The organism is Paractinoplanes maris (assembly GCF_023544465.1).
GTDB classification, from domain to species: domain Bacteria; phylum Actinomycetota; class Actinomycetes; order Mycobacteriales; family Micromonosporaceae; genus Actinoplanes; species Actinoplanes maris.
The window spans coordinates 899,328-924,950 of record NZ_JALPVL010000001.1 but is presented as its reverse complement, the minus strand read 5'-3'; the positions used below and the strand labels follow the sequence as shown (position 1 = coordinate 924,950).

General features: G+C 71.4%; 28 protein-coding genes and 2 pseudogenes. 22 read left to right on the top strand and 8 right to left on the bottom strand.

Annotated elements, in window-relative coordinates; translation table 11 throughout:
* Nucleotides 1–59: 59 nt before the first annotated feature.
* On the top strand, nt 60–923 hold the full coding sequence (sigJ, locus tag NAG42_RS04510) for an RNA polymerase sigma factor SigJ (RefSeq protein ID WP_250028166.1): 864 nt from the start codon (nt 60–62) through the stop codon (nt 921–923).
* On the opposite strand, the gene NAG42_RS04505 is transcribed toward sigJ, so the two are convergent.
* Nucleotides 903–1,409: a DUF402 domain-containing protein gene (locus NAG42_RS04505; RefSeq protein ID WP_250028164.1), complete on the bottom strand. Its 507-nt coding sequence runs from the start codon at nt 1,407–1,409 to the stop codon at nt 903–905. The genes sigJ and NAG42_RS04505 overlap by 21 nt on opposite strands.
* 55 nt (nt 1,410–1,464) lie before the next feature.
* On the opposite strand from NAG42_RS04505, the gene NAG42_RS04500 reads away from it, so the two are divergent.
* Genes NAG42_RS04500 through NAG42_RS04490 form a run of 3 tightly spaced genes read left to right on the top strand, consistent with a single transcriptional unit; the run spans nt 1,465 to nt 4,720 of the window.
* Nucleotides 1,465–3,498, top strand: a complete 2,034-nt coding sequence (locus NAG42_RS04500; RefSeq protein WP_498370590.1) for an ATP-dependent DNA helicase — start codon at nt 1,465–1,467, stop codon at nt 3,496–3,498.
* A 5-nt stretch (nt 3,499–3,503) separates the two neighbouring features.
* Nucleotides 3,504–3,914 (top strand): NUDIX hydrolase, encoded by a 411-nt coding sequence (locus NAG42_RS04495; RefSeq protein WP_250028161.1) that lies wholly within the window; start codon nt 3,504–3,506, stop codon nt 3,912–3,914.
* Nucleotides 3,911–4,720 carry a hypothetical protein gene (locus NAG42_RS04490; RefSeq protein WP_250028158.1) on the top strand — a complete coding sequence of 270 codons (810 nt, stop codon included), beginning with the start codon at nt 3,911–3,913 and terminating at the stop codon, nt 4,718–4,720. Before NAG42_RS04495 ends, NAG42_RS04490 begins: the two co-directional genes overlap by 4 nt.
* On the opposite strand, the gene NAG42_RS04485 is transcribed toward NAG42_RS04490, so the two are convergent.
* A complete protein-coding gene (locus tag NAG42_RS04485; protein ID WP_250028155.1) occupies nt 4,714–5,088 on the bottom strand; it encodes a DsrE family protein in 375 nt (124 codons plus the stop codon). The genes NAG42_RS04490 and NAG42_RS04485 overlap by 7 nt on opposite strands.
* A gap of 14 nt (nt 5,089–5,102) precedes the next feature.
* Here NAG42_RS04485 and mtfM point away from each other — a divergent pair, with 14 nt between their 5' ends.
* The 10 genes and pseudogenes from mtfM to NAG42_RS04440 all read left to right on the top strand — a co-directional run bounded on the left by mtfM (nt 5,103) and on the right by NAG42_RS04440 (nt 11,329).
* Nucleotides 5,103–5,207, top strand: coding sequence for a small membrane protein MtfM (mtfM, locus tag NAG42_RS43935; RefSeq protein ID WP_284044707.1), 105 nt, complete (start codon nt 5,103–5,105; stop codon nt 5,205–5,207).
* The gene (locus NAG42_RS04480; RefSeq protein ID WP_250028153.1) at nt 5,201–5,806 is read left to right on the top strand and encodes a heme-binding beta-barrel domain-containing protein; all 606 of its coding nucleotides are present in this window, start codon (nt 5,201–5,203) and stop codon (nt 5,804–5,806) included. Before mtfM ends, NAG42_RS04480 begins: the two co-directional genes overlap by 7 nt.
* 120 nt (nt 5,807–5,926) lie before the next feature.
* Nucleotides 5,927–6,322: a Fur family transcriptional regulator gene (locus tag NAG42_RS04475; protein WP_250028364.1), complete on the top strand. Its 396-nt coding sequence runs from the start codon at nt 5,927–5,929 to the stop codon at nt 6,320–6,322.
* A 1-nt stretch (nt 6,323) separates the two neighbouring features.
* Nucleotides 6,324–7,364 (top strand): CAF17-like 4Fe-4S cluster assembly/insertion protein YgfZ, encoded by a 1,041-nt coding sequence (gene ygfZ / locus NAG42_RS04470; RefSeq protein WP_250028150.1) that lies wholly within the window; start codon nt 6,324–6,326, stop codon nt 7,362–7,364.
* Nucleotides 7,365–7,379: 15 nt separating this feature from the next.
* On the top strand, nt 7,380–8,213 hold the full coding sequence (locus NAG42_RS04465) for a beta-keto acid cleavage family enzyme (protein WP_250028149.1): 834 nt from the start codon (nt 7,380–7,382) through the stop codon (nt 8,211–8,213).
* Nucleotides 8,210–9,117 (top strand): annotated as a pseudogene (locus NAG42_RS04460) (asparaginase). The gene NAG42_RS04465 and the pseudogene NAG42_RS04460 overlap by 4 nt, the downstream one beginning before the upstream one ends.
* Nucleotides 9,118–9,186: 69 nt before the next feature.
* Nucleotides 9,187–9,621 (top strand): annotated as a pseudogene (locus tag NAG42_RS04455) (helix-turn-helix domain-containing protein); the annotation flags it as partial.
* Nucleotides 9,621–10,067: a hypothetical protein gene (locus NAG42_RS04450; RefSeq protein ID WP_250028144.1), complete on the top strand. Its 447-nt coding sequence runs from the start codon at nt 9,621–9,623 to the stop codon at nt 10,065–10,067. The pseudogene NAG42_RS04455 and the gene NAG42_RS04450, both read left to right, overlap by 1 nt.
* A gap of 66 nt (nt 10,068–10,133) precedes the next feature.
* A complete protein-coding gene (locus tag NAG42_RS04445) occupies nt 10,134–10,448 on the top strand; it encodes a DUF2516 family protein (protein WP_250028141.1) in 315 nt (104 codons plus the stop codon).
* Nucleotides 10,445–11,329: an alpha/beta fold hydrolase gene (locus NAG42_RS04440; protein WP_250028139.1), complete on the top strand. Its 885-nt coding sequence runs from the start codon at nt 10,445–10,447 to the stop codon at nt 11,327–11,329. Before NAG42_RS04445 ends, NAG42_RS04440 begins: the two co-directional genes overlap by 4 nt.
* A gap of 46 nt (nt 11,330–11,375) precedes the next feature.
* Here the strand turns inward: NAG42_RS04440 and NAG42_RS04435 are convergent, their stop codons facing one another.
* Both NAG42_RS04435 and NAG42_RS04430 read right to left on the bottom strand, forming a co-directional pair.
* A complete protein-coding gene (locus tag NAG42_RS04435; RefSeq protein ID WP_250028136.1) occupies nt 11,376–12,434 on the bottom strand; it encodes a hypothetical protein in 1,059 nt (352 codons plus the stop codon).
* 334 nt (nt 12,435–12,768) lie between these two features.
* On the bottom strand, nt 12,769–13,008 hold the full coding sequence (locus NAG42_RS04430; protein ID WP_250028134.1) for a hypothetical protein: 240 nt from the start codon (nt 13,006–13,008) through the stop codon (nt 12,769–12,771).
* A gap of 38 nt (nt 13,009–13,046) precedes the next feature.
* On the opposite strand from NAG42_RS04430, the gene NAG42_RS04425 reads away from it, so the two are divergent.
* On the top strand, nt 13,047–13,874 hold the full coding sequence (locus NAG42_RS04425) for an EI24 domain-containing protein (RefSeq protein WP_438872364.1): 828 nt from the start codon (nt 13,047–13,049) through the stop codon (nt 13,872–13,874).
* On the opposite strand, the gene NAG42_RS04420 is transcribed toward NAG42_RS04425, so the two are convergent.
* The 3 genes from NAG42_RS04420 to NAG42_RS04410 all read right to left on the bottom strand — a co-directional run bounded on the left by NAG42_RS04420 (nt 13,839) and on the right by NAG42_RS04410 (nt 17,141).
* A complete protein-coding gene (locus NAG42_RS04420; RefSeq protein ID WP_250028129.1) occupies nt 13,839–14,849 on the bottom strand; it encodes a LacI family DNA-binding transcriptional regulator in 1,011 nt (336 codons plus the stop codon). The genes NAG42_RS04425 and NAG42_RS04420 overlap by 36 nt on opposite strands.
* Before the next feature lie 6 nt (nt 14,850–14,855).
* Entirely contained in the window at nt 14,856–16,280 is a 1,425-nt protein-coding gene (locus NAG42_RS04415) for a GH1 family beta-glucosidase (RefSeq protein ID WP_250028128.1), read from the bottom strand.
* Nucleotides 16,281–16,382: 102 nt separating this feature from the next.
* A complete protein-coding gene (locus NAG42_RS04410) occupies nt 16,383–17,141 on the bottom strand; it encodes a maleylpyruvate isomerase family mycothiol-dependent enzyme (RefSeq protein ID WP_250028126.1) in 759 nt (252 codons plus the stop codon).
* Nucleotides 17,142–17,199: 58 nt separating this feature from the next.
* On the opposite strand from NAG42_RS04410, the gene NAG42_RS04405 reads away from it, so the two are divergent.
* Nucleotides 17,200–18,243: a UDP-N-acetylmuramate dehydrogenase gene (locus NAG42_RS04405; protein WP_250028125.1), complete on the top strand. Its 1,044-nt coding sequence runs from the start codon at nt 17,200–17,202 to the stop codon at nt 18,241–18,243.
* A gap of 3 nt (nt 18,244–18,246) precedes the next feature.
* Here the strand turns inward: NAG42_RS04405 and NAG42_RS04400 are convergent, their stop codons facing one another.
* Nucleotides 18,247–18,756, bottom strand: coding sequence for a CAP domain-containing protein (locus tag NAG42_RS04400; protein ID WP_250028123.1), 510 nt, complete (start codon nt 18,754–18,756; stop codon nt 18,247–18,249).
* A 390-nt stretch (nt 18,757–19,146) separates the two neighbouring features.
* Here NAG42_RS04400 and NAG42_RS04395 point away from each other — a divergent pair, with 390 nt between their 5' ends.
* The 6 genes from NAG42_RS04395 (at nt 19,147) to NAG42_RS04370 (ending at nt 25,621) form a co-directional block, all read left to right on the top strand.
* Nucleotides 19,147–19,845, top strand: coding sequence for a response regulator transcription factor (locus tag NAG42_RS04395; RefSeq protein WP_250028122.1), 699 nt, complete (start codon nt 19,147–19,149; stop codon nt 19,843–19,845).
* Nucleotides 19,846–19,933: 88 nt separating this feature from the next.
* On the top strand, nt 19,934–22,282 hold the full coding sequence (locus NAG42_RS04390) for a chemotaxis protein CheW (protein ID WP_250028120.1): 2,349 nt from the start codon (nt 19,934–19,936) through the stop codon (nt 22,280–22,282).
* 1 nt (nt 22,283) lies between these two features.
* Entirely contained in the window at nt 22,284–22,721 is a 438-nt protein-coding gene (locus NAG42_RS04385) for a chemotaxis protein CheW (protein ID WP_250028118.1), read from the top strand.
* The gene (locus tag NAG42_RS04380; RefSeq protein WP_250028116.1) at nt 22,721–23,593 is read left to right on the top strand and encodes a hypothetical protein; all 873 of its coding nucleotides are present in this window, start codon (nt 22,721–22,723) and stop codon (nt 23,591–23,593) included. Before NAG42_RS04385 ends, NAG42_RS04380 begins: the two co-directional genes overlap by 1 nt.
* Before the next feature lie 13 nt (nt 23,594–23,606).
* Nucleotides 23,607–24,779 (top strand): protein-glutamate methylesterase/protein-glutamine glutaminase, encoded by a 1,173-nt coding sequence (locus NAG42_RS04375; protein ID WP_250028113.1) that lies wholly within the window; start codon nt 23,607–23,609, stop codon nt 24,777–24,779.
* Complete coding sequence (locus NAG42_RS04370) at nt 24,776–25,621, top strand: CheR family methyltransferase (protein WP_250028110.1); 846 nt, start codon at nt 24,776–24,778, stop codon at nt 25,619–25,621. The genes NAG42_RS04375 and NAG42_RS04370 overlap by 4 nt, the downstream gene beginning before the upstream one ends.
* The last annotated feature ends 2 nt before the right edge of the window (nt 25,622–25,623 follow it).

Genomic DNA, 25,623 nt, shown 5'->3' with positions numbered 1-25,623 from the left:
GTTTTACACTCTGTCACAGGTGCTACCCCGGACCGGGAATGTCGCGCAGAATTCCCCCCATGCCACCCTCCGCCGAGGCCTTCGAAGCCGAGCGCCCGCACCTGGTCTCCGTCGCCTACCGGATGCTCGGGAGTGTCGCCGAGGCCCAGGACGTCGTTCAGGAGGCCTGGCTGCGCTACACCCGGGCCGGCGACGACGACATCCGCGACCTGCGCGCCTGGCTCATCACGGTCACCGGCCGCCTCTGTCTCGACGTGCTCAAGTCGGCCCGCGTGGCCCGCGAGGCCTACACCGGGCAATGGTTGCCGGAGTGCTTCGTGGACCCCGACGCCGGCCCGGCCGCCCAGGCCGAGCAGCGGGACGAGGTCGGGCTCGCGCTGCTCGTGGTGCTCGAACGGCTGTCCCCGGAGCAGCGCGTGGCTCTGGTGCTGCACGACGCGTTCGCGGTGCCCTACGGCGAGGTGGCCGCGGTGCTCGGTACGTCCGAGGCCACCGCCCGTCAGCACGCCGCCCGCGGTCGGCGGGCGGCTGCCGAGGGCGGCATACGGCACAACGCCGATCTGGCCGAGCAGCGACGGGTGCTGGCCGCCTTCATCGCCGCGGTCGACAGTGGCGACCTGCAGGCGCTGGCCGCCGTGCTGGCGCCCGACGTGGTGGCGATCAGTGACGGCGGCGGCTTCACCAGCACCGCGCTGCGGCCGATCGTCGGGGCCGACAAGGTCGCCCGCTTCTTCGTCGGCATCCGGCACGGCCAGCGCATGGAGGGCGTCGTGCTGAAGCCGGCGCTGATCAACGGGACGGCCGGGATCTGGGCCGGCGGGCCGGTGCGGGGAGCGCTGGGCGTGACCGTCGCCGATGGCCGTATCACCGGCCTGTTTCAGCAGCTCAACCCGTCGAAGCTGCTAGTCAGCGACCTTTTGTAGGAACTTCTGGTACTCGGTGGCGAACGGCTCAGTGCCGTCGCCGAGCGCCACCAGCAGCCGGTCGGCCGCGGCGCGGGCCTCGCGGACGAGATCGTCGGGGTAGCCGAACTGGGTGCGGTGCTCGTCGAACTCGTCCTCGTCGCGCAGCTCGACCAGCCCGGTCGACCGGCGGCGCACGACGTCGAGGTCGAGGTCGATGATGTGGACGGTGTCGCCCTCCCAGCGCGCGGGAGTGGTGATGTCGCAGTAGACCTCGCTGGTGCGCGGCTGCGGGTTGAACATGCCCGTCCACCACGCGTGATGCGGGATGAACAGCACGAACGGGATCTGCTCGACCGACGGGCGACCGTGGTAGACCGACGCTGTGCCCTTGGTGACGCCCACCCAGACACCGAGGTCGTCGGAGTCGAAACGGCGGGCGGGATAGTCCCGATGGGCCGACCCGTCGTACTTCGTGTAGACGACCCGGACCGTGTCACTCGGCATGCAAGAACCCTAACGGTGGTCGGCTTCTGTCGGTGGTGGCGGGTACCGTCTGCCCGTGCCCGCAGCAACGAAGAAGAAGGCCAGTGCCGACCAGCTCCTCCAAGCCGCCGTCGGCGCCGTGCCCGGGGGCAGTTCCCGTCCCGGCCAGGAGGCCATGGTCGCGGCCATCGACAAGGCGATACGCGACCGGGAGCACCTGCTCGTCCAGGCCGGCACGGGCACCGGCAAGAGCCTGGCCTATCTGACTCCCTCGTTGCTGGTCGACGGGCCCGTGGTGGTCTCGACGGCCACCCTCGCCCTGCAGAATCAGCTGGTCGAGCACGACCTCCCCCGTCTCGCGGCGGCGGTCGAGCCGGTGCTGGGCCGCAAACCCACTTTCGCCGTGCTCAAGGGCCGGCACCACTACCTCTGCGTGGCCAAGATGGAACACGCCGATGAAGAAGCCCCGACCGACACGCTGTTCGACGACGCGCCACCCAAGACCACCCAGTGGCTCGGCGAGGCGGGCCGGCTCGGCAAGCAGATCCAGCGGCTCCAGGCCTGGGCCGACAAGACCACCACCGGTGACCGCGACGAGCTCGACCCGGGCGTCGACGAGACCGCCTGGCGCCAGGTGTCGATGCCGGCCCGCGACTGCGTCGGCGCGCAGCGCTGTCCGTATGGGGCCGAGTGCTTCGCCGAGGCGTCGCGCGCCCGCGCTCGCGAGGCCGACATCGTCGTGACCAACCACAGCCTGCTGGCGGTCGACATGCTCGCCGAGCGCCACATCGTGCCCCCGCACAAGCTGCTGATCATCGACGAGGCCCACGAGCTGGCCGACCGCGTCTCCTCCGCCTCGCAGGCCGAGCTGACCCCCGAGGCGATCGAGCGGTCGTCGCGCCGCTCGCGCACGCTGATCCCGCCCGCCGCGACCGAGGCACTGGCCGAGGCGGCCGACGCGCTCACTGTCGGGCTGGCCGAGACGCCCGCCGGCCGCATCACGGGCGACCTGCCCGAGCTGCTGCAACAGGCGGTCACGCTGGTCGAGTCGGCCACCCGGGCCGGTCTCACCGCGATCGGCGACATCAAGAGCGACGACCCCGACCCGGTCCGCAAGCAGCAGGCCAAGGCCGCGCTGACCGACCTCAGCGACACCGCGCAGCGGCTGCTCGAGGAGTCCGACTTCGACGTCGCCTGGGTGGAGAAATCCGATCTCGGCAACGGCCGGCGGGCGCTGGTCGTGGCTCCGCTCTCGGTGGCCGGCACGCTGGCCCAGGGGCTCTATGCCGACCGGACGGTCGTGGCCACCTCGGCCACGCTGACGCTCGGCGGCCGGTTCGACACGGTGGCCCGCTCGCTCGGCCTGCCCGCCGCCACGTCCGCCCCCGCGGCCCGCTCGGGTTCGCCGATCTCGGCCGAGGCCCCGCCGGTGGCCGGCGACGGCTGGACGTCGCTCGACGTGGGCTCCCCGTTCGACTATCCGAAACAGGGCATCCTCTACGTCGCCGCCCACCTGCCCCGCCCGCAGATGTCCGGCCTGCCCGCCCCCGCCGGCGAGGAACTGGTCAAGCTGGTCGAGACCCTGGGCGGCCGTACGCTCGGGTTGTTCTCGTCGCGCAAGGCCGCCACCCAGGCCGCCGAGCTGCTGCGCGCCCGCACCGACCTGCCGATCCTGCTGCAGGGCGAGGAATCGCTGCCTGTCCTGGTCCGCCGCTTCAAGGAGGACAAGGCGAGCTGCCTGTTCGGCGTGATGTCGCTCTGGCAGGGGGTCGACGTGCCCGGCGACTCCTGCCAGCTCGTCGTCATCGACCGGCTGCCGTTCCCGCGCCCCGACGAGCCGCTCGCCGCGGCCCGGGCGGCGGCGGTCGATGCCAACGGCGGCTCCGGGTTCGCCTCGGTGAGCGTGCCGATCGCCGCCGTGCGCCTGGCCCAGGGGGTCGGCCGTCTGATCCGGTCCACCGGCGACAAGGGAGTGGTGGCCGTGCTCGACTCCCGGCTCGAGACAGCCCGCGGCTACGGAGCCTTCCTGCGCAATTCGCTGCCCCCTTTCTGGTATACGACACGCTCCGACGTCGCCCTCGGCGCCCTGCAGCGCCTCGCCGGGAAATGAGCCCCATGCGCCGCATCGCCTGCACGTTCCTCGTCGACCAGTCCGGCGCCCTGCTGTTGCAGCTGCGCGACGGCAACGCGCCCTACTACCCCCACGTCTGGGGTCTGCCCGGCGGCTCGGTCGAGGAGGGCGAGACCTTCCTCGAGGCGGCCGAGCGCGAGCTCTGGGAGGAGACCTCGCTCCGCCCGTCGGCTCCGCTCCGGCTGTACGAGGCTCAGGAGCTGCCCGCCGAGGGCCGGGTGAAGCACTACTTCTACGCCCCGACGACCGCGGTCCAGTCCGATGTGGTGCTCGGCGAGGGCGCCGCGATGCTGTTCATCCCGGCCGCCGAGGTCCCGGCCCGCGAGTTCACCCCGGGCACGGCCGAGGTGATCAGCCGCTTCCTGGCCTCCGCCGAATACACGGCCCTGCGGTGACCGCTCCGGCCCGGCGCCGCTGGTGGCTCACCGGCATCGTCGCCGCCTGGATCGTCGTGGTCGGCGTGCTCGCCGTCTGGTCGGTCGGGCACGAGCGGGCGACCGTACCCGAGCAGCGCGACCTCGGCCTCGCGGTCACCGACCTGCAGCGGGCGGCCGGTGTCGTCTACGCCGCCGCGAGCGGCGACGGCCGGGCGGTGGTGCTCGGCGAGCTCCAGTTCTCACCGGCGTGCCGCATCACGCCGGTCCGCTCGGGGCTGGCCGCCGCCCGCACGGTGACCGTCCATGTCGGCGACGGCCAGGCGGGCGGGGTGCTCGACGACGTGGCGGCCGGGCTGCCGGCGGACTACCAAGCCGACGTGGGCCGCAGCCACGGCGGCACGAAGCTGTCTCTGCACGCCGACGCGGGTGACTTCGTCGGCATCGACATGAGCGGCGAGTCGGTGGCGACGGAGTTCACGCTGCGGCTGACGACCGGTTGCCGGCCCGTCGACGGCGACGCGCCGAGCGGTGACACCCTGTCCACCCCGCCCGCCCCGGCCCTGCTGAGCACTGTGGTCGGCGCGCTCGGGGGCACCGTGGGCGAGCCCGAGGCCCAGGCGGTGCGGTGCCCGTCCGGCGGCGTGGCCGGCTCGTGGACGGTGACCGGCCTGTCCAAGCCGGACGGTGTCGCGAGCAAGATCCGTGGCCTCGAGGTGGTGCACGTCGGTGACGACCTGTGGGCCTACCGCAGCCGGGGCGACTCGGTGGTCGTCCGGGCCGAGGGCGATCAGCTCAGCGTGGCGGTCAGCACCGCTTGTCAATAGACGAGCGCCTGCGCGCCGTCCGACATGATCTCTTCGACGAAAACGGCCGCGCCGGCGATGCGGATGCCCGGCAGCACGTCGTCCGGGGTGATCGAGCGGCGGGCCGCGCACTGCGTGCAGGCCGTCACCCGGCCCGCCGAGAGCAGCAGGTCGATCAGGTCGGGCAGCGGCGCCGCGTGCGGCAGCTCGAACTCGGCGGCCCGCCCGGGCAGAGCGAACCAGGTCGACTCGCCGGTCAGCCAGAACGACACGTCCACGCCGGACGAGAGTGCCGTGCTCGCGACCGTGAAAGCCTGCGAGCAGCGTTCCGGGGCGTCGGCTCCGGCGGTTGCCTTGACGACCAGCAAACGTGCCATGAGCGCCAGCATAGGATGGGCCGGTCATGGTTACGGAAATCGGGTTCGTGAGCCTGCTGGTCGCCGGTCTCGGCGGTCTGGCGGGCGGGTTCGGCTATCTGGCGATGCGCGTGTCGAGGGGGCGTTGGTGAGCGAGCAGGACAATCCTCTGGGGCCACCCCCCTGGCTGAACGCGCCGCCGGTCGGCCCCTATCCGTACGAGGAGACCCACGACCTCCGCCAGGGCGCCGACCTCCACCCGGCGCTGCTCGGCCTGCTGCCGTTCGTCGGGCTGTGGCGCGGCCGTGGCCAGGGCGGCTTCCCGGCCGAGAAAGACTACGACTTCGCGCAGGAGGTGCGGATCAGCCACGACGGCCGCCCGTTCCTGCGCTTCGAGTCGCGCTCCTGGCTGCTCGACGACGAGTCCCAGCCGGCCGGCGAGTGGATCGTCGAGTCCGGCTTCTGGCGTCCGGTGCTCAACGCCGAGGGTCGCGCGACCGACGACATGGAAGCCGTGATCGTCAACCCCGAGGGCGTGGTCGAGATCTACGTCGGCAACACCGTGGGCACCACGCGGCTCGAGATCGACACCGACGCGGTGGCCTACACCCCGACCGGTCAGCACCTGACCGGCGCGCGGCGGCTCTTCGGCATCGTCGACGCCGCCCTGCTCTACGCCCACGAGGTGTCGATCGACAAGAGCGAGCTCCAGCCGCACATGTCGGCCCGGCTGCTGCGGATCGGCGGCTAGCAGGGCCGACGGCTCAGCAGGGCTGACAGCTCAGCGAGCGGCCGGCGCCTCAGCAGGGTCGGCGCGGCTGGGCGGCGAGGGCGTAATCTGGCCTACGTGTCCGCCACCGCGCTTGCTGCCATGCTCCGGGAACGTGGTCTGCGGCTGACCCCGCAACGCCAGCTGATTCTCGAGGCGGTGCACGAGCTCGGTCACGCCACCCCCGAGCAGGTGCACAACCACGTGCGCGAGCGGGCCGCCGGGGTCAACATCACCACCGTCTATCGCACGCTCGAGCTGCTCGAGGAGCTCGGGCTGGTCACCCACACCCACCTGTCGCACGGCTCGCCGACCTACCACGCGGCGGGTGAGCATCAGCACGTTCACCTCGTGTGCCGTGGATGTGGGTCGATCAGTGAGGTAGACCCGAGTGTGATGCAGCCGGTGACCGACCGGCTGTTGAGCGAGCGGGACTTCCGCGTCGACGTGGGCCACGTGTCGCTCTTCGGGGTGTGCGGGGATTGCAAGGAGCTGTGAGATGACCGTGGTGATGGTCGAGGATCTCGATCCCGCGTCCGCCGACGCCGGCGTGCCGGCCCACTACGGTGACCCGATGCGCGAGCAGCGCACGCTGGCCACCGCCGTGGGTCTGGTCGACCGATCGAACCGTGACGTGATCGCCGTCCCCGGCGAGGAGCGCGCGAGCTGGCTGCACACGCTGACCACCCAGCACCTCTCTGATCTGGGCCCCCATCAGGGCACCGAGCTGCTGGTCCTCTCGCCGCACGGCCACGTCGAGCAGCACGCGATGGTCACCGAGGACGGCACGACAGCGTGGCTCGACACCGAGCCCGGGGCCGGTGCCGGCCTGCTCAAATACCTCGAGATGATGCGGTTCTTCACCAAGGTCGAGCCGCGCGAGGCGACCGGTGAGCTGGCCGTGCTGTCGCTGGTCGGCCCGGGCGCGGCCGACCTCTTCCCCGAGCTGGCCGAGCCCCGGGTGCAGCCGGTGCCGGGCGCGAAATTCGCCGCCGGTGACGTGCCCCCCGAGCCGACCAGTCTCTACGCGGTGAGCGAGTTCGCCGGTGGCCTCGCCCGCCGGGTGCCGCTCGGGGTCGACCTGCTCGTCCCCCGGGTGGCGCGGCTGGGCGTGATCGAGAAGCTGGGTGTGCCCCTGGCCGGGCTGTGGGCCTACGAGGCGATCCGCGTCGAGCATCGGGTTCCCCGCCTGGGCTGGGAGACCGACCACCGCACGATCCCGTCCGAGGCCGAGCTCGTCGCCGCTGCCGTGCACCTCGACAAGGGCTGCTACCGGGGCCAGGAGACGGTGGCCCGGGTCCACCACCTGGGTCGCCCGCCTCGCCGCCTCGCCCTGCTGCACTTCGACGGCGTGGCCTCCGACCAGCCGCCCGTCCAGGGCACGCCGGTGACCCGCGACGGCCGCGAGGTCGGTTTCATCGGCACCGCGGTGCGCCACCACGAGCTGGGCCTCATCGCCCTCGCCGTCCTCAAGCGCAACGTGGCCGACGGCGACGAGCTGCTGGTCGGGGAGTCCGTAGTCAAGGTCGATCCTGCCTAAGGCAGTATCAGCCCCATGACCGGGACCGTGATCACCGTTGCTCCGACCGGCGCCGAAAGCAGCAAGGCCGACGTGCCCGCGCTGCCTGTCACGCTCGACGAACTCGTGGCCACCGCCAAGGAGTGCGAAGCGCTGGGCGCCGCCATCATCCACGTTCACATCCGGGACGCCGAGGCCCAGCCGACCCTCGATCAGGGGCGGCTGCGCGCGACCGTCTCGGCGCTGCGCGAGTCGACCGGCCTGATCGTCCAGCTCTCCTCGGGGGGCGCGGTCACCGACCCGGAGTCCGACCGGCTGGCCGTGCTCGACGCCGGGCCCGAGATGGCCTCGTGCACGATGGGCACGGTCAACTTCGGCGACGGCGTCTTCCTCAACCGCTGGGAGTTCATCGTCGACCTGCACACCCGCATGCAGGAGCGGGCCATCGTGCCGGAGTACGAGATCTTCGACCTGGGCCAGCTCACCTCGCTGCAGCGGCTGCTCGGCCGATACGGCCTGCCGGCCGGCGGTCACGTGCACGTCGACCTGGTGATGGGCGTGCCGGGTGGGATGCCGGCCACGGCGGCCGCGCTGGTCGCCTGTGAGCAGGCCATCCGCGACCTGCCGGCGGGCACGAGCTTCTCGGCCACCGGCATCGGGCGCGGCACCATCCCGGTCATGCTCGCCTCGCTCAGCGCCGGCGGCCACCTGCGGGTCGGCCTGGAGGACACCATCACGTACGCCAAGGGCCGCCCCGTCGAGTCGAACATGCAGCTCGTGGCGCGCGCCGTCGGATTCGCCCAGCTGGCCCAGCGCCCGCCGCTGACCGCCCGCGAGACCCGCGAGCTGCTGGGGATCCCGGCCCGATGATCATTGCCGAAGTCGTGCGCTCGGGCTTCGTCGAGAGCGTGCACCACGGCTCGGTCGCCGTCCTCGGGGGCACCGGCCGGGGCGACGTGACCAGCCCGATCTTCCCGCGCTCGTCCAACAACCGCTGCAGACCGTCGGCCTGTTGCGCGCCGGCCTGGTCCCGCGGGACGACGCCGACCTGGCCCTGATCAGCGGCAGCCACTTCGGCGAGCCGTTCCACGTACGCCGGGTCCGCGAGATCCTCGAGGCGGCCGGCCTGGGCGAGGACGCCCTGCGCTGCCCGGCGTCACTGCCGCTCGCGGAGGACGCGCGCGACGACTGGTTGCGCGCCGGCGGCGGCCCCGAGCGGGTGCTGATGAACTGCTCGGGCAAGCACGCCGGCATGCTCGCCACCTGCGTGGTCAACGACTGGCCGCTCGAGACCTACCGCGACCCCGGCCATCCGCTCCAGGTCGCGGTCGCCGAGGCGGTGGCCGATCTGGCCGGCGAGCGCATCGCCGCGACCGGCGTGGACGGCTGCGGCGCGCCGGTGCTGGCGCTCTCGCTGACCGGGCTCGCCCGTGCCTTCGAACGGCTGGTCCTGGCTGAGCCGGGCAGCCACGAGCGCCGGGTGGCCGACGAGATGCGTGCCCACCCCGAGCTGGTGGCCGGTACCGGGGCCGACGACACGGTCCTGATGGCCGCGGTGCCCGGCCTGCTGGCCAAGGGTGGCGCCGAGGGTGTGGTCGCGGTCGCCGTGCCCGGCCGGGGAGCGATCGCCATCAAGATCGACGACGGCGGGATGCGGGCCCGGACCCCAGTGCTGCTCGACGAGCTGCGCCGGCTTGGCGTCGACGTGCCCGTGATCGGCGAGCCCGTGCTCGGCGGGGGAGAGCCGGTGGGGGAGATCCGCCCGGTGCGGTGACTCGTTTCACGCTAGCTGGAGCAAGCGTTTTGCTTGCAACAGCTAGCACCCCGGGCTACCGTCGAACGCATGGCCACGCCCAAGGATCTGCCCGAGGACATCGGCGGTTTCATCCGTGATCTCCGGCAGACCGCGAAGATCTCGCTGCGACAGCTCGCCGACAAGGCGGGCGTGAGCAATCCCTATCTCAGCCAGATCGAGCGTGGCCTGCGCAAGCCCAGCGCCGAGGTGCTGCAGCAGATCGCCAGCGCGCTGCGGGTCTCCACGCCTGCGATGTATCTGCGGGCGGGCCTGCTCGACAGCGAGGGCCAGCAGGGCGTGCTGGCCGCGGTCGCCGCGGATTCCGAGCTCACGATCGCTCAGAAGCAGACGCTGTCGCAGATCTACGAGACGTTCCGCAACGAGAACGCGCGCAACCGGCCCGACGAGGCCGCACCCGGGACCACTCCCGCACCCGAGACCACTCCCGCACCCGAGACCACTCCCACAGCCGAGGAGCAGAAATGACCGACCAGACCAACACCCGCATCCCCGCCCCGCTCTACGCCGCCGCCGGCGCCGGTGACCTCGCCGTCGAGCAGCTGCGCAAGCTGCCCGCCGTGGTGACCGAGCTCAGCGAGCGCGCCGCCGCCTCGCTGCGCGTCTACAACGTGCAGGCCGGCAGCAAGGCCGCCGAGCTGCGCGACAAGGCCTCCACCACCGACTTCTCCGCGCTGCGGGGCAACGCGGCCAGCGTCGCCACCTCGTTCGCCCAGATCGCCCAGGATCGCGCCCTCGCGGCGTACACCGCCCTGGTCGCCCGGGGTGAGCGGGTGGTCGGCACCGGTGTCGTCGAGGCGGCCGACGTGGTCAACGCCGACATCGAGACCACCGAGGAGCCGGTCGCGATCGAGGCCGCTCCCCAGGCCGAGCCGACCCCGAAGCCGCGGAAGCGCGCCGCCTCCAAGTGACGACTCGGCAACACATGATCCACGGGGCCCGGCATCCGCTGGGCCCCGCGGCATAGACTTTCCCTCATGGCCTCCTCCGCGCCGCTCTTCTACGCCGACGTCGTTGGCTACCTCAACCTGCTCGTCCTCATCTTCTCGCTGGTCGTCCAGGCGGTCGCGCTGATCCATTGCCTGACCCAGAGAGGTGACGGGTTCCAGGCCATCGGCACCCTGCCCAAGGGCGCGTGGGCGGCGATTCTCGCCATCTGCATCGTGCTGACCCTGCTCCTGCAGAGCGCGATCGGCATCTTCGGCCTGATCGGCATCGCCGCGGCCCTGATCTATCTGCTCGACGTGCGTCCGGGTCTCAAGGATCTGTCGGACGGCAAAGGCTTCTGGTGAGGCGGTTCGGTCCGCCGCCACCCGATGGCGGACCGCGCCTGCATCGTCGTGAGCCCACCGGGCCACGCTCGGGTCGTCCCACCCTTCCCGAGCCACCGACCGAGATGATGTCGACCCCTTCCGGCGTACGGCTGGAGGGCCTCATCACCGGCGTCGGCGACCCGGTCACGGTCTTCGCCCACGGGCTGGCCGGCGACATCTCCGGCACCCGGCCCCTGGCCAGTGCGGTCGCCGGCCGCCGGGTCTTCTTCCACTTCCGCGGGCACGGTCGCTCCGACGCCCCGGTCGGCCCGTGGAGCTTCGGCGATCTCGCGGCCGACCTGCGCGCCGTGGCCGACCGCACCGGCGCGACCCGGGCGCTCGGCGTCAGCCTGGGCGCCGGTGCCCTGGCCCGGCTGCTCAGCGAGACACCGGCCCGGTTCGAACGGGTCGTCTTCTATCTGCCCGCCCCGCTCGACGGCCACCGGCCGGCGGCGGCCGAGGCCCGGCTCGATCGCCTGCTGTCCGCGGTGGAGTCCGGCGAGGCGGCGTCGATCGCGGCCGCTGTCGAGCCGGAGCTGCCACCGTCGGTGCGCAACACGCCCACCGGCTGGAGCTTCCTGCGCCGGCGGGTCGAGCAGTTGCAGCGCGACGGCCTGGCCCCCGAGCTGACCACCCTGTGGCATGAGCCCGCGGTCCCCGACGAGTCGTCGCTGCGGGCCTTCCGCGGGCGGGCCCTGGTGCTGGGCTGCGTCGGCGACGAGCTGCACCCGGTCGCCTGGGCCGAACGGCTGGCCGCATTGCTGCCCGGGGCCGCCTTGCAGGTCTACGACCATCCGGCCGTGCTGTGGAACAACCGGCGCGAGCTGCGCGACCGCATTTCCGCATTCCTGAACGACTGAGGCCCGCGCGCTTTCGCGGCGGGCCTCAGTGGATGTGTCTCCGTGCTCAGCTGGAGAGGTAGACCGGGAAGTAGTACTCGGTGCTGCTGAAGTTGCCGACCTTGTCGATGGCGACCGGCCACACCTCGAAGTGCCAGCCCTTGGCGAGGCCGGCGATCGGCTTCGACGCCCAGGTGCCGTTCGCGGCCACCGGCGCGATGTTCTCGACCGAGGCGGGCAGCTGGGCCCAGGTCTGGCCGACCAGCTTGATCCACTTCTTCGTGCCGAAGTTGTAGATGTAGTCGCCGCCGGCGTTCCACTTGTAGGCGATCAGGCTGACGACGTCGGGGCCGGACTGCGAGTCGCTCGCGCTGCCGCGGACCGTCGACCACGAGCTGGCCTTGCCGGGGCCGGCGGGCAGCTTCAGCGAGACGTTCGGCTTGCCCTTGTCGACCTCGACCGTCAGCGGCGACGCGACGCGCGGGGTCGCGTTGCCCTGCGCGTTCTCATACCGGACCTGGGGCCGGAAGACGCCCTCGCCGAACCAGTGCGGCACCGTCGTCGACGACGCCTGCTCCTTCAGCAGGGAGATCTCTTTGTCGCCCCACTCGGTCCAGACATGGGTGGCCACGGGCGTGGTCGCCAGATCCTTCGGCGTGAAGATCGCCTCGGTCAGATAGGGCGTGCCGGCCGAGTCGGTGGTGGTGAAGACTTTGCTCTTCTGCCAGCTCAGCGTGCCCGGGGCGGTGGTGACGGCGATCGTGGGCGAGGTGACCGTGCCGGGTCCCGAGACGGTGCCGTCACTCAGCACGACCCCGATGGTGCGGGTGCCGGTGGTGGCGTAGGTGTGGGTCCAGCTCGTCGAGCCGGCCTCGGCCACGGTGGTGGGGCTGCCATCGCCCCAGCTGATCACGCGGGAGATCGCCGCGTTCTCGACGTCGTCGTCGTCGAGGGCGGTCTCGGTGACCGTCACCGTCTGACCGGCCCAGATCGCGTTGCTGTCGAGCGTGTAAGTGCCGGTCGGCGCCGCCTCGGCCGCGTGGGCCGGTGCGCTGACGCCCACTACGCCCGCGGTCAGCGCGGCGGCGAAGAGGGCGGGCAGAGTGCGTCGGTGAACGAGTTTCATCAATCCCCCGTTGGTGTGTTCCCCCGTCCCGACAGAGGGGGAGCCTGCGGACAGTACCGGCCGGTACCCACATTGATCAAGCCCGTTCTGCCAGTTGGGCCGTAACCTTTGTCGGCTCCGCCTACGTTGTCTAGAACGTGCGGCTTTCCCCTAAATCAGTCTTTTTCGGACTCGTGGCTTTCGGGCTCCCTCTCGCCGTCGCGACCGGCTGGCACCTCGCCGTCCCGGCCCAGCGCCCCGCTGCAGTGGGCGTTCCCGGCGGCGAGGGCGGCCTCGGCGCCGCTCCGGCCAGGACGGAGACCGAGCCCGTGGCAGTCCAGTACTCCTCCCGTCCCTATCGCCCGAGGCCGTCGGCCTCCGCCGTCACCTCCGCGGCGCCGGTGTCCTCCCCGACCCCCACGGCATCCCCGGTCGCGACCACCACGCCGCCGGCCCCGCCCTCACCCAGTCCGACGGTGACCTCGGAGCCGCCGCTGCCACCGCTCGACGAGCCACCCGTGCCGACCCCCACCGACCCCTCCGTGCCCGGCACGCCGCCGGACTGGGAGCCGCCGTCGTCCCTTCCCGAGAGCACGGCGCCCTCGGTGATCCCGTGACGCCTGCTCTACCCTGCTGGGCGTGAGTGGTGATCGCGGTCGGCCGCTGGGGGTCGTGAAGCAGTTCCTGGTCGGCGCCGGGCTGCTCGGGCGCGGGCTCGGCCTGGTTTTGCGCCGGCCCAAGTTGCTCGGGCTCGGGCTGCTGCCGGCCCTAATCGCGGGCGCGCTCTACGGCACCGGGCTGTTCTTTCTGATCGACTTTCTGCCCCAGCTCTCCAGCGGGGTCACCTGGTTCGCCGGCGACTGGGCCGAGGGGATCCGCGACCTCGTCCGGGTCCTCGCCGGCCTCGGCCTGCTCGGCCTGGCCGTGCTGCTCGGCGTGCTGACCTTCACGGCCGTCACGCTGCTCATCGGCGACCCCTTCTACGAGCGCATCTCGGAGCTGGTCGAGGACCGTTTCGGCGGCGTGCCGGGCGAGGTCGAGGTCGGCTTCTGGCCGTCGCTGAGGCGCAGCCTGGCCGACTCGGTGCGCCTGATCGGGCTGTCCGTCCTGATCGGTGTCCCGCTCTTCATGCTCGGTTTCCTGCCCGTGGTGGGTCAGACGGTGATCCCCGTGCTCGGTGGCGCGCTCGGCGGCTGGCTGCTGGCAGTCGAGCTCACCGGCGTCCCGTTCCAGCGGCGCGGGCAGCGGCTCCGCCGGCGCCGGGCCGTGCTGGCGGCGAACCGGCCGCTCGCGCTCGGCTTCGGAGTGGCCGTCTTCTGCTGCTTCCTGATTCCGCTGGGCGCGATCCTGATGATGCCGGCGGCCATCGCGGGCGCGACCCTGCTGGCTCGCACCGTGCTGGGGCAGCCGGTGAGCGATCCCGGGTCAGGCCGAGTCGCGGACCACCAGCTCGGTCGGTAACACCACGGCGTCGGGCAGGCCCTGCTCGCCGTTGATGAGGCCGAGCATCTGGCGGGCCATCGTGCGGCCCATGTCGGCGATCGGCTGGCGCACCGTGGTCAGCGGGGGATCGCTGTACCGGCTGATCTCGAAGTCGTCGAAGCCGATCACCGCGACGTCCGACGGCACGCGGCGCCGGGCGTCCTTGAGGGCGAGCAGCGCACCGTGGGCCATCATGTCCGAGGCCACGAAGACCGCGTCCAGGGCCGGGTCGTCGGCCAGCAGCGTCCGCATCGCGTGGATGCCCGACTCACGGGTGAAGTCGCCGAACGCGACGTGCTGGGCCAGCCCGGCCTCCTCGAGGGTGGCGCGGTATCCGGCCAGCCGGTCGAGGCCGGCCACCATGTCCTGCGGGCCGGCGATGGTGGCGATCCGGCGGCGGCCCGTGGCGACCAGGTGGCGGACGGCGGCGCAGACCCCGCCGAAGTGATCGACGTCCACATAGGGCACCGGGGCGCCGCCGACCGGACGGCCGCTGCAGATCACCGGGATGCCCAGGCTCACCAGCGTGCCGGGCAGCGGGTCGGCGCCGTGCATCGAGGCGAACATGACGCCGTCGACGTGGCCCGCCACCGCGTAGCGCTCCACCCGGCCGTGGCTGCGGGCGGAACCGGCCATCATCAGCACCAGCTGCTTGTCGGCCGCCTCGAGCTCGACGCCGGCGCCGCGGATGATGGCCGGGAAGAACAGGTCGTCCGAGAAGACCCGGTTGGCCGTCTCGGGCAGGATCAGCGCGATCGACTCGGTGCGCTGGGTGACCAGACTGCGGGCCGCCTGGTTGGGCACGTAGCCCAGCTCGTCGACGGCCCGGGTGACCGCCTCCCGGATGGAGGCGGCCACCGAGGTCGAGCCGTTGACGACGCGGGAGACGGTCGCCCGGGACACCCCGGCGCGACGCGCCACAGCTTCCAGAGTGGGCCGTTCCCGCGTCACCAACAGATGTCACCCCTCGTCAGAACCCGGCGCGGCGATGCCGTTGCGCCGGATCACCTCCCGGTACCACTTCGCGCTGTCCTTGAGCGTCCGCTCCTGGGTCGCGTAGTCGACGTGCACGACCCCGAACCGCTTGCGGTACCCCTCGGCCCACTCGAAGTTGTCCATGAGCGACCAGACGAAGTAACCCCGCAGATCGACGCCGGCCGCCAGGGCATCATGGCAGGCCCGCAGGTGGCCGTCGAGGTATTCGATCCGCCGGCTGTCGTGAACCTCGCCGTCGGCCGCGGGCACCTCGGGGTAGGCGGCCCCGTTCTCGGTGATCAGCAGCGGTACGCCCGGGTAGTCGTCGTTGATCCGCTTGAGCAGGCCGGTCAGCGCCGACGGCTCGATCAGCCAGTTCATGTCGGTGACGGGGCCGTCCGGCGCGCGCCACCCGATGCCCTCGCTGCCCGGCTGCTCGAGCGCGGCCGGGGCGCCCGGCTTGGCCGACACGTACGAGGGCTGGTAGAAGTTGATCCCCAGCACGTCGATCGGCGCGTTGATGGTCGCCAGGTCACCGTCCGCAATGTACGACAGGTCGGTGAAGCGCGACATGTGCTCGATCATGTCGGCCGGGTATTGCCCCTTGAACAGCGGGTCGAGGAACATCCGGTTGGACAGTCCGTCGATGATCCGCACGGCCTCGAGGTCACCGGCGTTGGCCGGGTCGACCGGCAGGGCGACGTTCGGGTTGAGCGTGATGCTGATGCTCTGCGCGCCGGCCGACCGCAGCGCGCGGGCTGCGAGACCGTGGCCGAGCAGCAGGTGGTGCACCGCGGCGAAGACGGCCGCCGGGTCCTGCTTGCCGGGCGCGTGCACGCCGCTGCCGTAGCCGAGATAGGCCGAGCACCAGGGCTCGTTGAGCGTCGTCCAGGTCTTGACCCGGTCGCCGAGCCGGGCGTGGACGATCTGGGCGTACTCGCCGAAGGCCTCCGCCGTCAGCCGGTTGGCCCAGCCGCCGAGATCCTCGAGGGTCTGCGGCAGATCCCAGTGATAGAGCGTGACGACCGGGTCGATGCCCTGGCCGAGCAGCTCGTCGGTCAGCCGGTCGTAGAAGTCCAGCCCCTTGGTGTTGACCGGGCCGGTGCCGTCCGGCTGGATCCGCGGCCACGCGACCGAGAACCGGTAGGACGCCAGGTTGAGCCCGGCCATCAGCGCCACGTCGTCGACGTAGCGGTGGTAGTGGTCGCAGGCGACGTCGCCGGTGTGCCCGTTGAAGACACGACCCGGCGTACGGCTGAAGGTGTCCCAGATCGACGGACCGCGACCGTCCTCCCGCGCGGCGCCCTCGATCTGGTACGACGCCGTGGCAGCGCCCCAGATGAAGCCGTCGGGGAAGGTGATCGCGGAGAGGGCCGGCTGCGCCGACGTGGACGTGACGGTTGCCGTCATGCGTTTCCCCGCTCCTAGGTGAGTGCTGACATCCGAACTTAACCGGTTAACTATAGGAGCGGAACAGTCCGCTGCTAAGCCGGTAAGTCGAATGTAAGCCGCCTACCCCGTGCGGAGAGCGGCAATCAGGCGGGGGTCGCCGGTGACGACCAGGCTGTCCGTGGCGATCCGGCCCATGAGCATCAGCTGCAGATCGCTGGCCGTGCCGGTCGCCTGGGCGCGGGCGTGGTGATCGTCGGAGTCGAGGATCGTGCCGGTGTCGAGCAGCGCCACCCCGGCGCCGCGCAACCGCACGAACCACTCGTAAGCCGCGTCGTTGGCCACCAGGTGGACCACGCCGTGCAGGTCGGTCGGACCCTGGCGGCGGCCGGCCGGCAGCCAGGTGTCGAGCACCTCGTTGACCCCGTCGGCGGCCAGTTTGGTCTCGATCGGCGTCGCCCGCCGGGCGGCCGACTCGGCGTCCCAGCGGTGCACGGAGATCTCGTGGGCCATCCGGCGCTGCCAGAAGGACGCCTTCTTGGCCTGCGGCGCCCAGTTCCACGCCGGGAAGTCGGCGTCCAGGGCCTCGAGCGTCTCGATCGTGCCGGTGAGCTCGCGACGCAGGCCGTCGAGCGCGGCCTCCCACGCGGGCCGCGGCGGGATCTCGGCCGGGGCCGGGCGCTCGGTGACGCCGCGCGCCGCCGACTCGCGCACCCAGTGCAACTCGGTGGTGAGGTGCTCGACCAGGTCGGCACAGCTCCAGCCGGGGCATGAGGGTATGTCGGCGCCGGCGCCCGCCTGGGCCACGGCATCCTGCAGCGCGGGGCTGTCGGCGCGCAGCGCGGCCAGCCAGAAGTCCTTTGTCGCGTGCAGCCTGTTCATCGCGATTCTCTCCGCTCCACCGGACCGCCGGTGAGATCCCCGAACCGTTGAGCCTAGGGTGGTTGACGTGCCTGACGCTACCGCCGCCCCGCAAACCGACCTCTCGGCGTACACGACGCTACGCCTCGGCGGCCCGGCCGGCACCTTGACGGTGGCCACAGAGCCGGACGAAATAGTCGAAACGGTTCGTCAATCCGCCCCGAAAGTGCTGCTGCTGGCCGGCGGCAGCAATGTCGTGATCGGAGACGGCGGCTTCGACGGCACGGTCGTGCTGCTGCGCACCCGGGGCATCCGGGTCGTCGAGGAGCACCCGCGGAGCGTGGTCGTGCGGGTCGCCGCGGGCGAGCCGTGGGACGACTTCGTGGCGTACGCGGTGGATCAGGGCTTCTCCGGTGTCGAGTGCCTCAGCGGGATCCCGGGCTCGTCCGGGGCCACCCCGATCCAGAACGTGGGTGCCTACGGGCAGGAGGTCGCCCACACCATCGCCGCGGTGCACGTTTACGACCGCGAGCGCGACACGATCCGGGCGATGTCCCCGGACGAGTGCGGCTTCGCCTATCGCACCAGCGTCTTCAAGCACAACGACCGCTTCGTGGTGCTCGAGGTCGACTTCCGGCTGGCCCGGTCGTCCGAGTCGGCGCCCATCCGCTACGCCGAGCTGGCGCGCGACCTGGGCGTCGAGGCGGGCGACCGGGCCGGGCTGCGGGAGGCCCGGGACACCGTACGCAAGCTGCGGGAACAAAAAGGAATGGTGCTCGACCCCGACGACCGGGACACGTGGTCGGTCGGTTCGTTCTTCACCAACCCGGTGGTGAGCGCCGGCCGGTGGGCCGAGCTCGGCCTGGACGCCCCGCACTGGCCGGGCGACGACGGCTCGGTCAAGATCCCGGCGGCCTGGCTGATCGAGCGGGCCGGCTTCGCCAAGGGCTTCGCCGGTGACGGGGTGGCCATCTCCAGCAAGCACACCCTGGCCCTGACCAACCGCGGCGGCGGCACCACCGAGGCGCTGCTCGGCCTGGCCCGTCGGGTGCGCGACGGGGTGCACGACAAGTTCGGCGTCGAGCTGCACCCCGAGCCCGTGCTGATCAACTGCGCGCTCTGAGAGTCAGTCCCAGCCGAAGACCTGGGTGTAGTAGGGAACGCCGTTGGCGGCGTAGACGACGCCGGTGCCGATCGAGCGGGCGCCGCAGTTGAGCATGTTGGCGCGGTGCCGCGGGCTGGCCATCCAGGCCTGGATCACCTCGGTCGCCGTGCGGTAGCCCCAGGCGATGTTCTCGCCCGAGGGCTGTTCGTATCCGGCCAGGTGCGACCGGCGGACGAAGGTGGTGCCGTCGCTCCAGACATGGCTGAAGCGGCCGGTACGGGCCATGTAGACGCTCTGCCGCACCGAGGCCACGATCAGTTCCTGGTCGACCTCGAGCAGGCGCCGGCAGCCGTTGGCCCACCGCTGCTGGTTGGTCATCGTGACCACCTGGGACATCAGCACCCGCGGGGCGACGACGCTCGGTGGGGCCGCCGGCACGGGCACCGCGGCGTCGGCCGGAGCGGGTGCGGCCAGCAGCGCGACGGGCGTGGCGGCGAGCAGGACGAGACGTCGCACGAGGTGTTGAAGCACGGATGCCTCCTCTCCCTGGGGCGGGCCGAGTCGCCCACCAGGGATATCGCATCCGTTTCCCGGCCGTACGTCCCTTCTTTGCCGGAACCGGAATCCCGGGCCGAAAAATTTGTCAGGCTGAAGGACTGGCCGCGATCGGGCGGCGGCGGGTGCGGTGGTGATCCGTCCGGACCGGGCCCCGGGGACCGGATAGCCCGCTAATCTGTGACTGTCCGTAAATAGACCGTGACATCACGCTATCGTGGCTTTGCGCGGTTGATTCCGCTGCCGGCGATCGCAAAGCCGCCGGGCATACGACACCGACCTTCGGCCGGGCGCCATCGGCGTACCGGACGGGCGGTCGTGTCCGGACACGAGTGCGAGCGAGGGGTGGGGGAGGGTGAGCGCAGGATGAGTCGCCTACTCGTCGTCGAGGACGATCCGGACATCGCACTGGCTCTGCGGATGTTGTTCAGCCGCGCGGGCTACGAGGTGGCGCACGCCGGCGACGGCCGTACCGGTCTCAAGGAGGCCTATGCCGAGCACCCGGACCTGGTGGTGCTCGACGTCGGTCTGCCCGAGATGGACGGCTGGCAGGTGCTCGAGCGGTTGCGTGACGTCTCCGACGTGCCGGTGCTGGTGCTGACCGCACACGGCCAGGAGGCCGAGAAAGTGCGCGGGCTGCGGGGCGGCGCCGACGACTATTTGACCAAGCCGTTCGCCAACAACGAGCTGCTCGCCCGGGTCGAGGCGCTGCTGCGCCGCTCGTCCAGCGGGCAGAACAGCTGGGCCAGCCAGGTCTACGACGACGGGCTGGTGCACCTCGACCCGACCAAGCGGCGGGTCTATGTCAAGAGCGACGAGAAGCGTCTGACGCCGACCGAGTTCCGGTTGCTCAACGCTCTCGTGCGGCACGCCGGCGCGGTGCTCAGTCCCAACCAGCTGCTGACCCAGGCGTGGGACGACCCCACCGGCATCGGCCAGGAGCGGGTCAAGTTCGCGGTGCTGCGGTTGCGCCGCAAGCTCGGCTGGTCCGACCCCGATGAGTCACCCATCGAATCCGTGCGTGGATTCGGCTACCGCTACCGCCGGCCCGGCGGAGAGTCCTGATTTCCCTTCGGTTGTGGTCCGGGTGCGCTCAGGTGATCCGTAGGTGGGTCGATGAGGGCCTTGGAGCGCCGAGCAGGAGGTAACGAGCGTGGAAGACCTTGGCGAGATCGTTGGCGAATTCCTCATGGAGAGCCACGAGAACCTGGACCAGATCGACCGTGATCTGGTGCAGCTCGAGCAGGACCCGAACTCCCGTGATCTGATCTCGCGCATCTTCCGGGCGATCCACACCATCAAGGGCACCAGCGGGTTCCTCGCATTCGGACGCCTCGAGAAGCTGGCCCACGCCGGCGAGTCGCTGCTGTCCAAACTGCGCGACGGCGCCCAGCCGGTGACCCCGGCGACGATCACCACCCTGCTCGCCACGATCGACGGGGTCCGCTCGCTGCTGGCCGAGATCGAGGAGAGCGGCAACGAGGGTCAGGTCGACGTCGAGGCCACCATCGCGCAGGTCAACGCCCAGATGAAGGCCGGCGAGGCGGCCGCCGCGGAGGCACCGGCGGCACCCGTCGCCGACGCCGCGCCGGCGCCGGAACCGCTCGACGAGACACCCGCCCGCCCGGCCCCCGAGCCGGTCGAGAACCAGCGCCGCCCGATCGGCGAGATCCTGGTCGAGTCGGGCGCCGCCCAGGCCCAGGACGTCGGTTCGGCCCTGGCCCAGCAGATCGAGGGCGACGAGCGCAAGCTCGGCACGATCCTGCTCGAGGAGGGCAAGGCCCAGCCGGCGGCGGTCAGCGAGGCCCTGCAGGCGCAGACACCCAAGCGCAGCATCGCCGACAGCGCCATCCGGGTCGACGTCGACCTGCTCGACACCCTGCTGAACATGGTCGGCGAGCTGGTGCTGGCCCGCAACCAGCTGGTCCGCGGCGTGATGGAGATCGGCGACACGACGCTGGTGCGCAGCGCCCAGCGGCTCGGCATGATCACCAGCGAGCTGCAAGAGGGCATCATGAAGACCCGGATGCAGCCCATCGAGCACATCTGGTCGAAGCTGCCCCGAGTCGTCCGCGACCTCAGCCAGGGCCTCGGCAAGCAGGTCCAGCTGGTCATGCAGGGCAAGGAGACCGAACTCGACCGGAGCCTGCTCGAGGCGGTCAAGGACCCGCTGACCCACCTGGTGCGCAACGCGGTCGACCACGGCATCGAGAACCCGGACGAGCGGATCGCCTCCGGCAAGGATCCCGAGGGCAAACTGACGCTGCGCGCCTATCACGAGGGCGGTCACGTGGCGGTCGAGGTCGCCGATGACGGCGCCGGCCTGAACGTGGAGAGGATCGCGCAGAAGGCGGTCGAGAACGGCCTGCTGCGCCCCGATCAGATCCCCAACATGGACCGCCGCGACATCATGGCGATGGTCTTCCAGCCTGGCTTCTCGACCGCCGCCAAGGTCACCAACGTCTCCGGCCGCGGTGTCGGGATGGACGTGGTCAAGACCAACATCGAGAACATCGGCGGCGCCGTGAGCGTCGACTCGACGCCCGGCGAGGGCACAGTCTGGCGGCTGACCATCCCGCTGACGCTGGCCATCATCCAGGCCCTCACCGTCGACTGCGGCGATCAGCGCTATGTCGTGCCCCAGGTCGCGGTGCTCGAGCTGGTCTTCATCGACGGGCAGTCAACCAAGATCGAGTACGCCTCGGGGGCGCCCGTCTATCGCCTGCGCGGCAAGCTGCTCCCGCTGGTGCGCCTGGACCGTGCGCTCGGCCTCGAGGTCGGCGCCGACCAGGGTGTCTACATCATGGTGCTGCAGGCCGACGGCCGGCGGTTCGGCCTGGTCGTCGACCGGGTGCTGAACACCGAGGAGGTCGTGGTCAAGGCGCTCAACAGCCGGTTCAAGGACATCGGGCTGTATGCCGGCGCGACCATCCTGGGCGACGGCAAGGTGGGCCTGATCCTCGACGTCTCGTCGCTGGCCCGGCGCAGCCACCTGACCGCCGACGCCGAGCGGCAGAACCTGGAGGCCTCGTCGCGCGCCTCGGGCAAGGGCGGCTCGGGCGAGCGGTTGCTGGTCACCGCGGTCGGCGAACGACGGGTGGCGATCCCGCTCGACACGGTCACCCGGCTCGAGGAGTTCCCGCGCGAGCGCATCGAGCACGCCGGCTCCCGTGAGGTCGTCCAGTACCGCGGGCAGATCCTGCCCCTGGTGCGCCTGTCGCACCTGCTGGGGGCGTACGGCGAGGAGCCCGAGGGCGACACCGTGTCGGTCGTCGTCTACAGCGAGGGTGCGCGCAGCGTGGCCCTGGTGGTCGACCGGATCGTGGACATCGCCGAGAACTCGACGACCGCCCGGCGCGACGCCGAGGAGGACGGCCTGGTCGGCACCGCGGTCATCCAGCAGCGGGTGACCGAGCTGCTGGACGTGCGCCGGGCCATCCTCGCGGCCGACCCGAATTTCTACACCGATTTGGAAAACGACGAGTTGCTGGTGGAGGCCTGAGATGGCGAGCCGACAGTTCGCCACGTTCGAGGTGGCCGGCCAGCTCTTCGGGGTCGAGGTGCACACGGTGCAGGAAGTGCTCTCGTACAACGAGTACACGCCCGTGCCGCTGGCCCCGCAGGCCATCGGCGGCCTCTTCAACCTGCGCGGTCAGGTGATCGCGGCGGTCGACCTGCGGGTCCAGCTCGGACTGGCCCGCAAAGCGCTCGAGGGACCGGTGATGAACGTGATCCTGCGGGGGGACGGCGAGCCGGTGAGCCTGGTCGTGGACCGGATCGGCGAGGTGGTCGACCTCGACGACGACACCTTCGAGCCGCCGCCGGACACGCTCAGCGGACCGACCCGGGAGCTGGTCGTGGGGACGTTCAAGCTCGACGGGCGGCTGATGCTGGCTCTCGACGTCCACCAGGCCGTCGACACGTCCCGCGCCACCACCTGATGTACAGCCTCGTCAGCGCCCCGGTGCTCGGCTTCGACCTGACCCGCCTGACCGGCGGGTCGGCCACGGCCGAGGTGCTGCTGCGCGGGCTCCGGCTGCAGGCCGCCGACCTGCCGGTGCTGGCCGGCCGGCTGCCCGACGAGGGGGTCCGCGGACCGCTCTGGGTCGAGGTCGAGAGTGCCGCCCGCCGGATGCCGTCGCTCAAGGCGATGAACAAGGACGACCCCGCGGGCAGCCTGGCTCTCGTCGAGCGGGCCCCGATCGGCACGGTCGACTCGCTGCTCACCTGTCTCCGCTACGACGTGATGGCCTGGACCTGGACCGGCACCGGCCGGGACGCACAGCAGTCCGAGGTCGCGGCCGCGGCGACGGCGCTGCTCTGCGACGCCGCGGTGGCGAGCTACCTGCGGGAGGTGCTCGACGCCGACACCCGGCGCGGGCTCGGCGCGGGCTGGGTCGCGGCCATGCGCAAGCTGCCCACCGGCGCGCCGATCGACCTCGGCCCGCACCACTACACGGTCTCCGCCCTCTTCGATCGGCTGCGCTCGCTGCGGACGACCGATTTGAACCGGCTCGTCTCGGCCGCCGAGGACTCCCGCCGCAACGCCGGTGGCTGGTCGCCGGCCGTGCATTCGGCGTCCTGGGCGGCCTATTTGTCCGATCGCGTCCGCACGGCCGCGGCGGCGCAGATGCTGTTGGTACAGGCGGTCGACACGGCCGCCATTCCGCTGGCCGATCGGGCCGGCGGTGTCTGGAACATGCTCAGCGGCGCGGTGCAGGCATTGGTCGTTCGCGACCTGCTGGACACCTCGACCGCCCATCGGCTGCTCGCCCCGGTGGTCGCGGCCCTCGGTCCCGCGTGGCTCGGGTGAAGGAGGTGACCGAGTGATATCGGTCCTCGTTGTCGACGACTCGGTGGTCGTCCGTCGCTTGATCGTCGACGCCCTCGGAGGCGCCGAGAACATCGAGGTCGTCGGTACGGCCTCCAACGGCCTGCTGGCTCAGGCCAAGATCGATCAGCTCAAGCCAGATGTGATCACGATGGACATCGAGATGCCGCAGATGGATGGCATCACCGCGGTCCGCGAGCTGCGCAAGCGGCACAAGCAGATCCCCGTGATCATGTTCAGCACGCTGTCCGCCTCGGGGGCCACGGCCACATTGGAGGCGCTCGCGGCCGGTGCCACCGACTACGTGACGAAGCCGAGCAACGTCGGCTCCGTCGAGGAGTCGATCCGTGCGGTCCGCGACGAGCTCGTCCCCAAGATCCATGCGCTCGCCGGCCGGCGCCGGCCGGGTGCCGCCCCGGCCGGACCGGCGGCACCGGCCCGTCCGGCCACCCGGCCGGGCTCCGCGCCGCCGCGCGCCGGCATTCCGCCCACCGGACCGGGCCGGCCGCCCACCGCCCCGCCCGGGTCCGCCGGCGGCCGTCCGGTCGCTCGCCGCGCCGCTCCCGGTGGCCGCATCGACATCCTGGCCATCGGCTCCTCGACCGGCGGCCCCGACGCGCTCACCAAGGTGCTGCAGGGCATCCCGGCCGACCTCCCGGTGCCCATCGTCATCACCCAGCACATGCCACCCGTCTTCACCAAGATGTTCGCCGAACGGCTCGACCGCAGCACGCCGCTGCGGGTGGTCGAGGCGGGCGACGGGATGGAATTGACACCCGGCTGGGCCTACGTCGCGCCCGGCGACTCGCACCTGGTCCTGCACCGCCGGGGCACCAGCACCCTGACCCAGCTCAGCGGTGCGCCCCCGGAGAACTCCTGCCGGCCGGCCGTGGACGTGATGTTCCGGTCCGTGGCAGCGCTGTACGGCGGGTCGGCCTATGCCGCCGTGCTGACCGGAATGGGACACGACGGACGGGGTGGTGCGAAGGTGCTGAGAGACGCGGGAGCCGAGGTGCTGGCACAGGACGAGGCCACCTCAGTGGTGTGGGGCATGCCGGGTGCCGTGGTCGGCGCGGGCCTGGCGGACGAGGTCCTGCCGCTCGACCGGATCGCCGCGCACCTGGTCAATCGGGTCAAGTCCGGACGGTCGGCGGCGGTGGCCCGATGACGCTCTCGCAGTCGGAGTTCGTCTTCGTCTCGCAGCTCGTCCGGCGTGAGGCCTCGATCGTGCTCGCCCCCGGCAAGGAATACCTGGTCGAGGCGCGGCTCATCCCGGTCGCCCGCGCGGTCGGGGCAGCCGGGGTCAGCGAGTTCCTGGCCGACCTGCAGCGCCGGCCCGACCCGGCCAAGCAGCGGCGGATCATCGACGCGCTGACCACCAACGAGACGTCGTGGTTCCGTGACCGGGAGCCCTTCCTGGCGCTCAACGACGTCGTCCTGCCCGAGCTCGTCAAGTCGCGGTCGGCAACCCGCAAGGTACGGATCTGGTCGGCCGCCAGCTCCAGCGGTCAGGAGGCCTACAGCCTGGCCATCACCTTGCAGGAGAAGCTGCCGCCGGGCTGGACCTACGACATCATGGGCACCGACATCTCGACCGAGATGGTCAAGCGGGCCGAGACCGGCGAGTACAGCCAGGTCGAGGTCAACCGGGGCCTGCCCGCGGCCCAGCTCGTGCAGTATTTCGAGCGGGCCGGCGCACACTGGCGGATCACCCAGGCCCTGCGCCGCAACGTCTCGTTCCGGTTGATGAACCTGACCGCGCCGCTGCCGGCCATGCAGCCGTTCGACGTGATCTTCCTGCGCAACGTCCTGATCTATTTCGATGTCGCCACCAAGCGGACCGTCCTGCAGAACGTGGCGAAGCTGCTGCGCCCGGACGGCTGGCTCTTCCTGGGTGCGGCCGAGACCACGATCGGGATCGATGACAACTACGAGCGGGTGGCCGCCGGCCGCACCTCCGCCTATCGAGTCCGTACCGGGGCGCCCACCGGCGCCCTGAGAAGGGGATGACG

Excerpts from the sequence above, each read along its gene's own strand:
- sigJ (WP_250028166.1), top strand. The coding sequence starts at position 60 with ATGCCACCCTCCGCCGAGGCCTTCGAAGCCGAGCGCCCGCACCTGGTC.
- NAG42_RS04505 (WP_250028164.1), bottom strand. The coding sequence starts at position 1,409 with ATGCCGAGTGACACGGTCCGGGTCGTCTACACGAAGTACGACGGGTCG.
- NAG42_RS04495 (WP_250028161.1), top strand. The coding sequence starts at position 3,504 with ATGCGCCGCATCGCCTGCACGTTCCTCGTCGACCAGTCCGGCGCCCTG.
- NAG42_RS04485 (WP_250028155.1), bottom strand. The coding sequence starts at position 5,088 with ATGCTGGCGCTCATGGCACGTTTGCTGGTCGTCAAGGCAACCGCCGGA.
- mtfM (WP_284044707.1), top strand. The coding sequence starts at position 5,103 with ATGGTTACGGAAATCGGGTTCGTGAGCCTGCTGGTCGCCGGTCTCGGC.
- NAG42_RS04475 (WP_250028364.1), top strand. The coding sequence starts at position 5,927 with ATGCTCCGGGAACGTGGTCTGCGGCTGACCCCGCAACGCCAGCTGATT.
- ygfZ (WP_250028150.1), top strand. The coding sequence starts at position 6,324 with ATGACCGTGGTGATGGTCGAGGATCTCGATCCCGCGTCCGCCGACGCC.
- NAG42_RS04465 (WP_250028149.1), top strand. The coding sequence starts at position 7,380 with ATGACCGGGACCGTGATCACCGTTGCTCCGACCGGCGCCGAAAGCAGC.
- NAG42_RS04450 (WP_250028144.1), top strand. The coding sequence starts at position 9,621 with ATGACCGACCAGACCAACACCCGCATCCCCGCCCCGCTCTACGCCGCC.
- NAG42_RS04445 (WP_250028141.1), top strand. The coding sequence starts at position 10,134 with ATGGCCTCCTCCGCGCCGCTCTTCTACGCCGACGTCGTTGGCTACCTC.
- NAG42_RS04435 (WP_250028136.1), bottom strand. The coding sequence starts at position 12,434 with ATGAAACTCGTTCACCGACGCACTCTGCCCGCCCTCTTCGCCGCCGCG.
- NAG42_RS04415 (WP_250028128.1), bottom strand. The coding sequence starts at position 16,280 with ATGACGGCAACCGTCACGTCCACGTCGGCGCAGCCGGCCCTCTCCGCG.
- NAG42_RS04410 (WP_250028126.1), bottom strand. The coding sequence starts at position 17,141 with ATGAACAGGCTGCACGCGACAAAGGACTTCTGGCTGGCCGCGCTGCGC.
- NAG42_RS04395 (WP_250028122.1), top strand. The coding sequence starts at position 19,147 with ATGAGTCGCCTACTCGTCGTCGAGGACGATCCGGACATCGCACTGGCT.
- NAG42_RS04385 (WP_250028118.1), top strand. The coding sequence starts at position 22,284 with ATGGCGAGCCGACAGTTCGCCACGTTCGAGGTGGCCGGCCAGCTCTTC.
- NAG42_RS04380 (WP_250028116.1), top strand. The coding sequence starts at position 22,721 with ATGTACAGCCTCGTCAGCGCCCCGGTGCTCGGCTTCGACCTGACCCGC.
- NAG42_RS04370 (WP_250028110.1), top strand. The coding sequence starts at position 24,776 with ATGACGCTCTCGCAGTCGGAGTTCGTCTTCGTCTCGCAGCTCGTCCGG.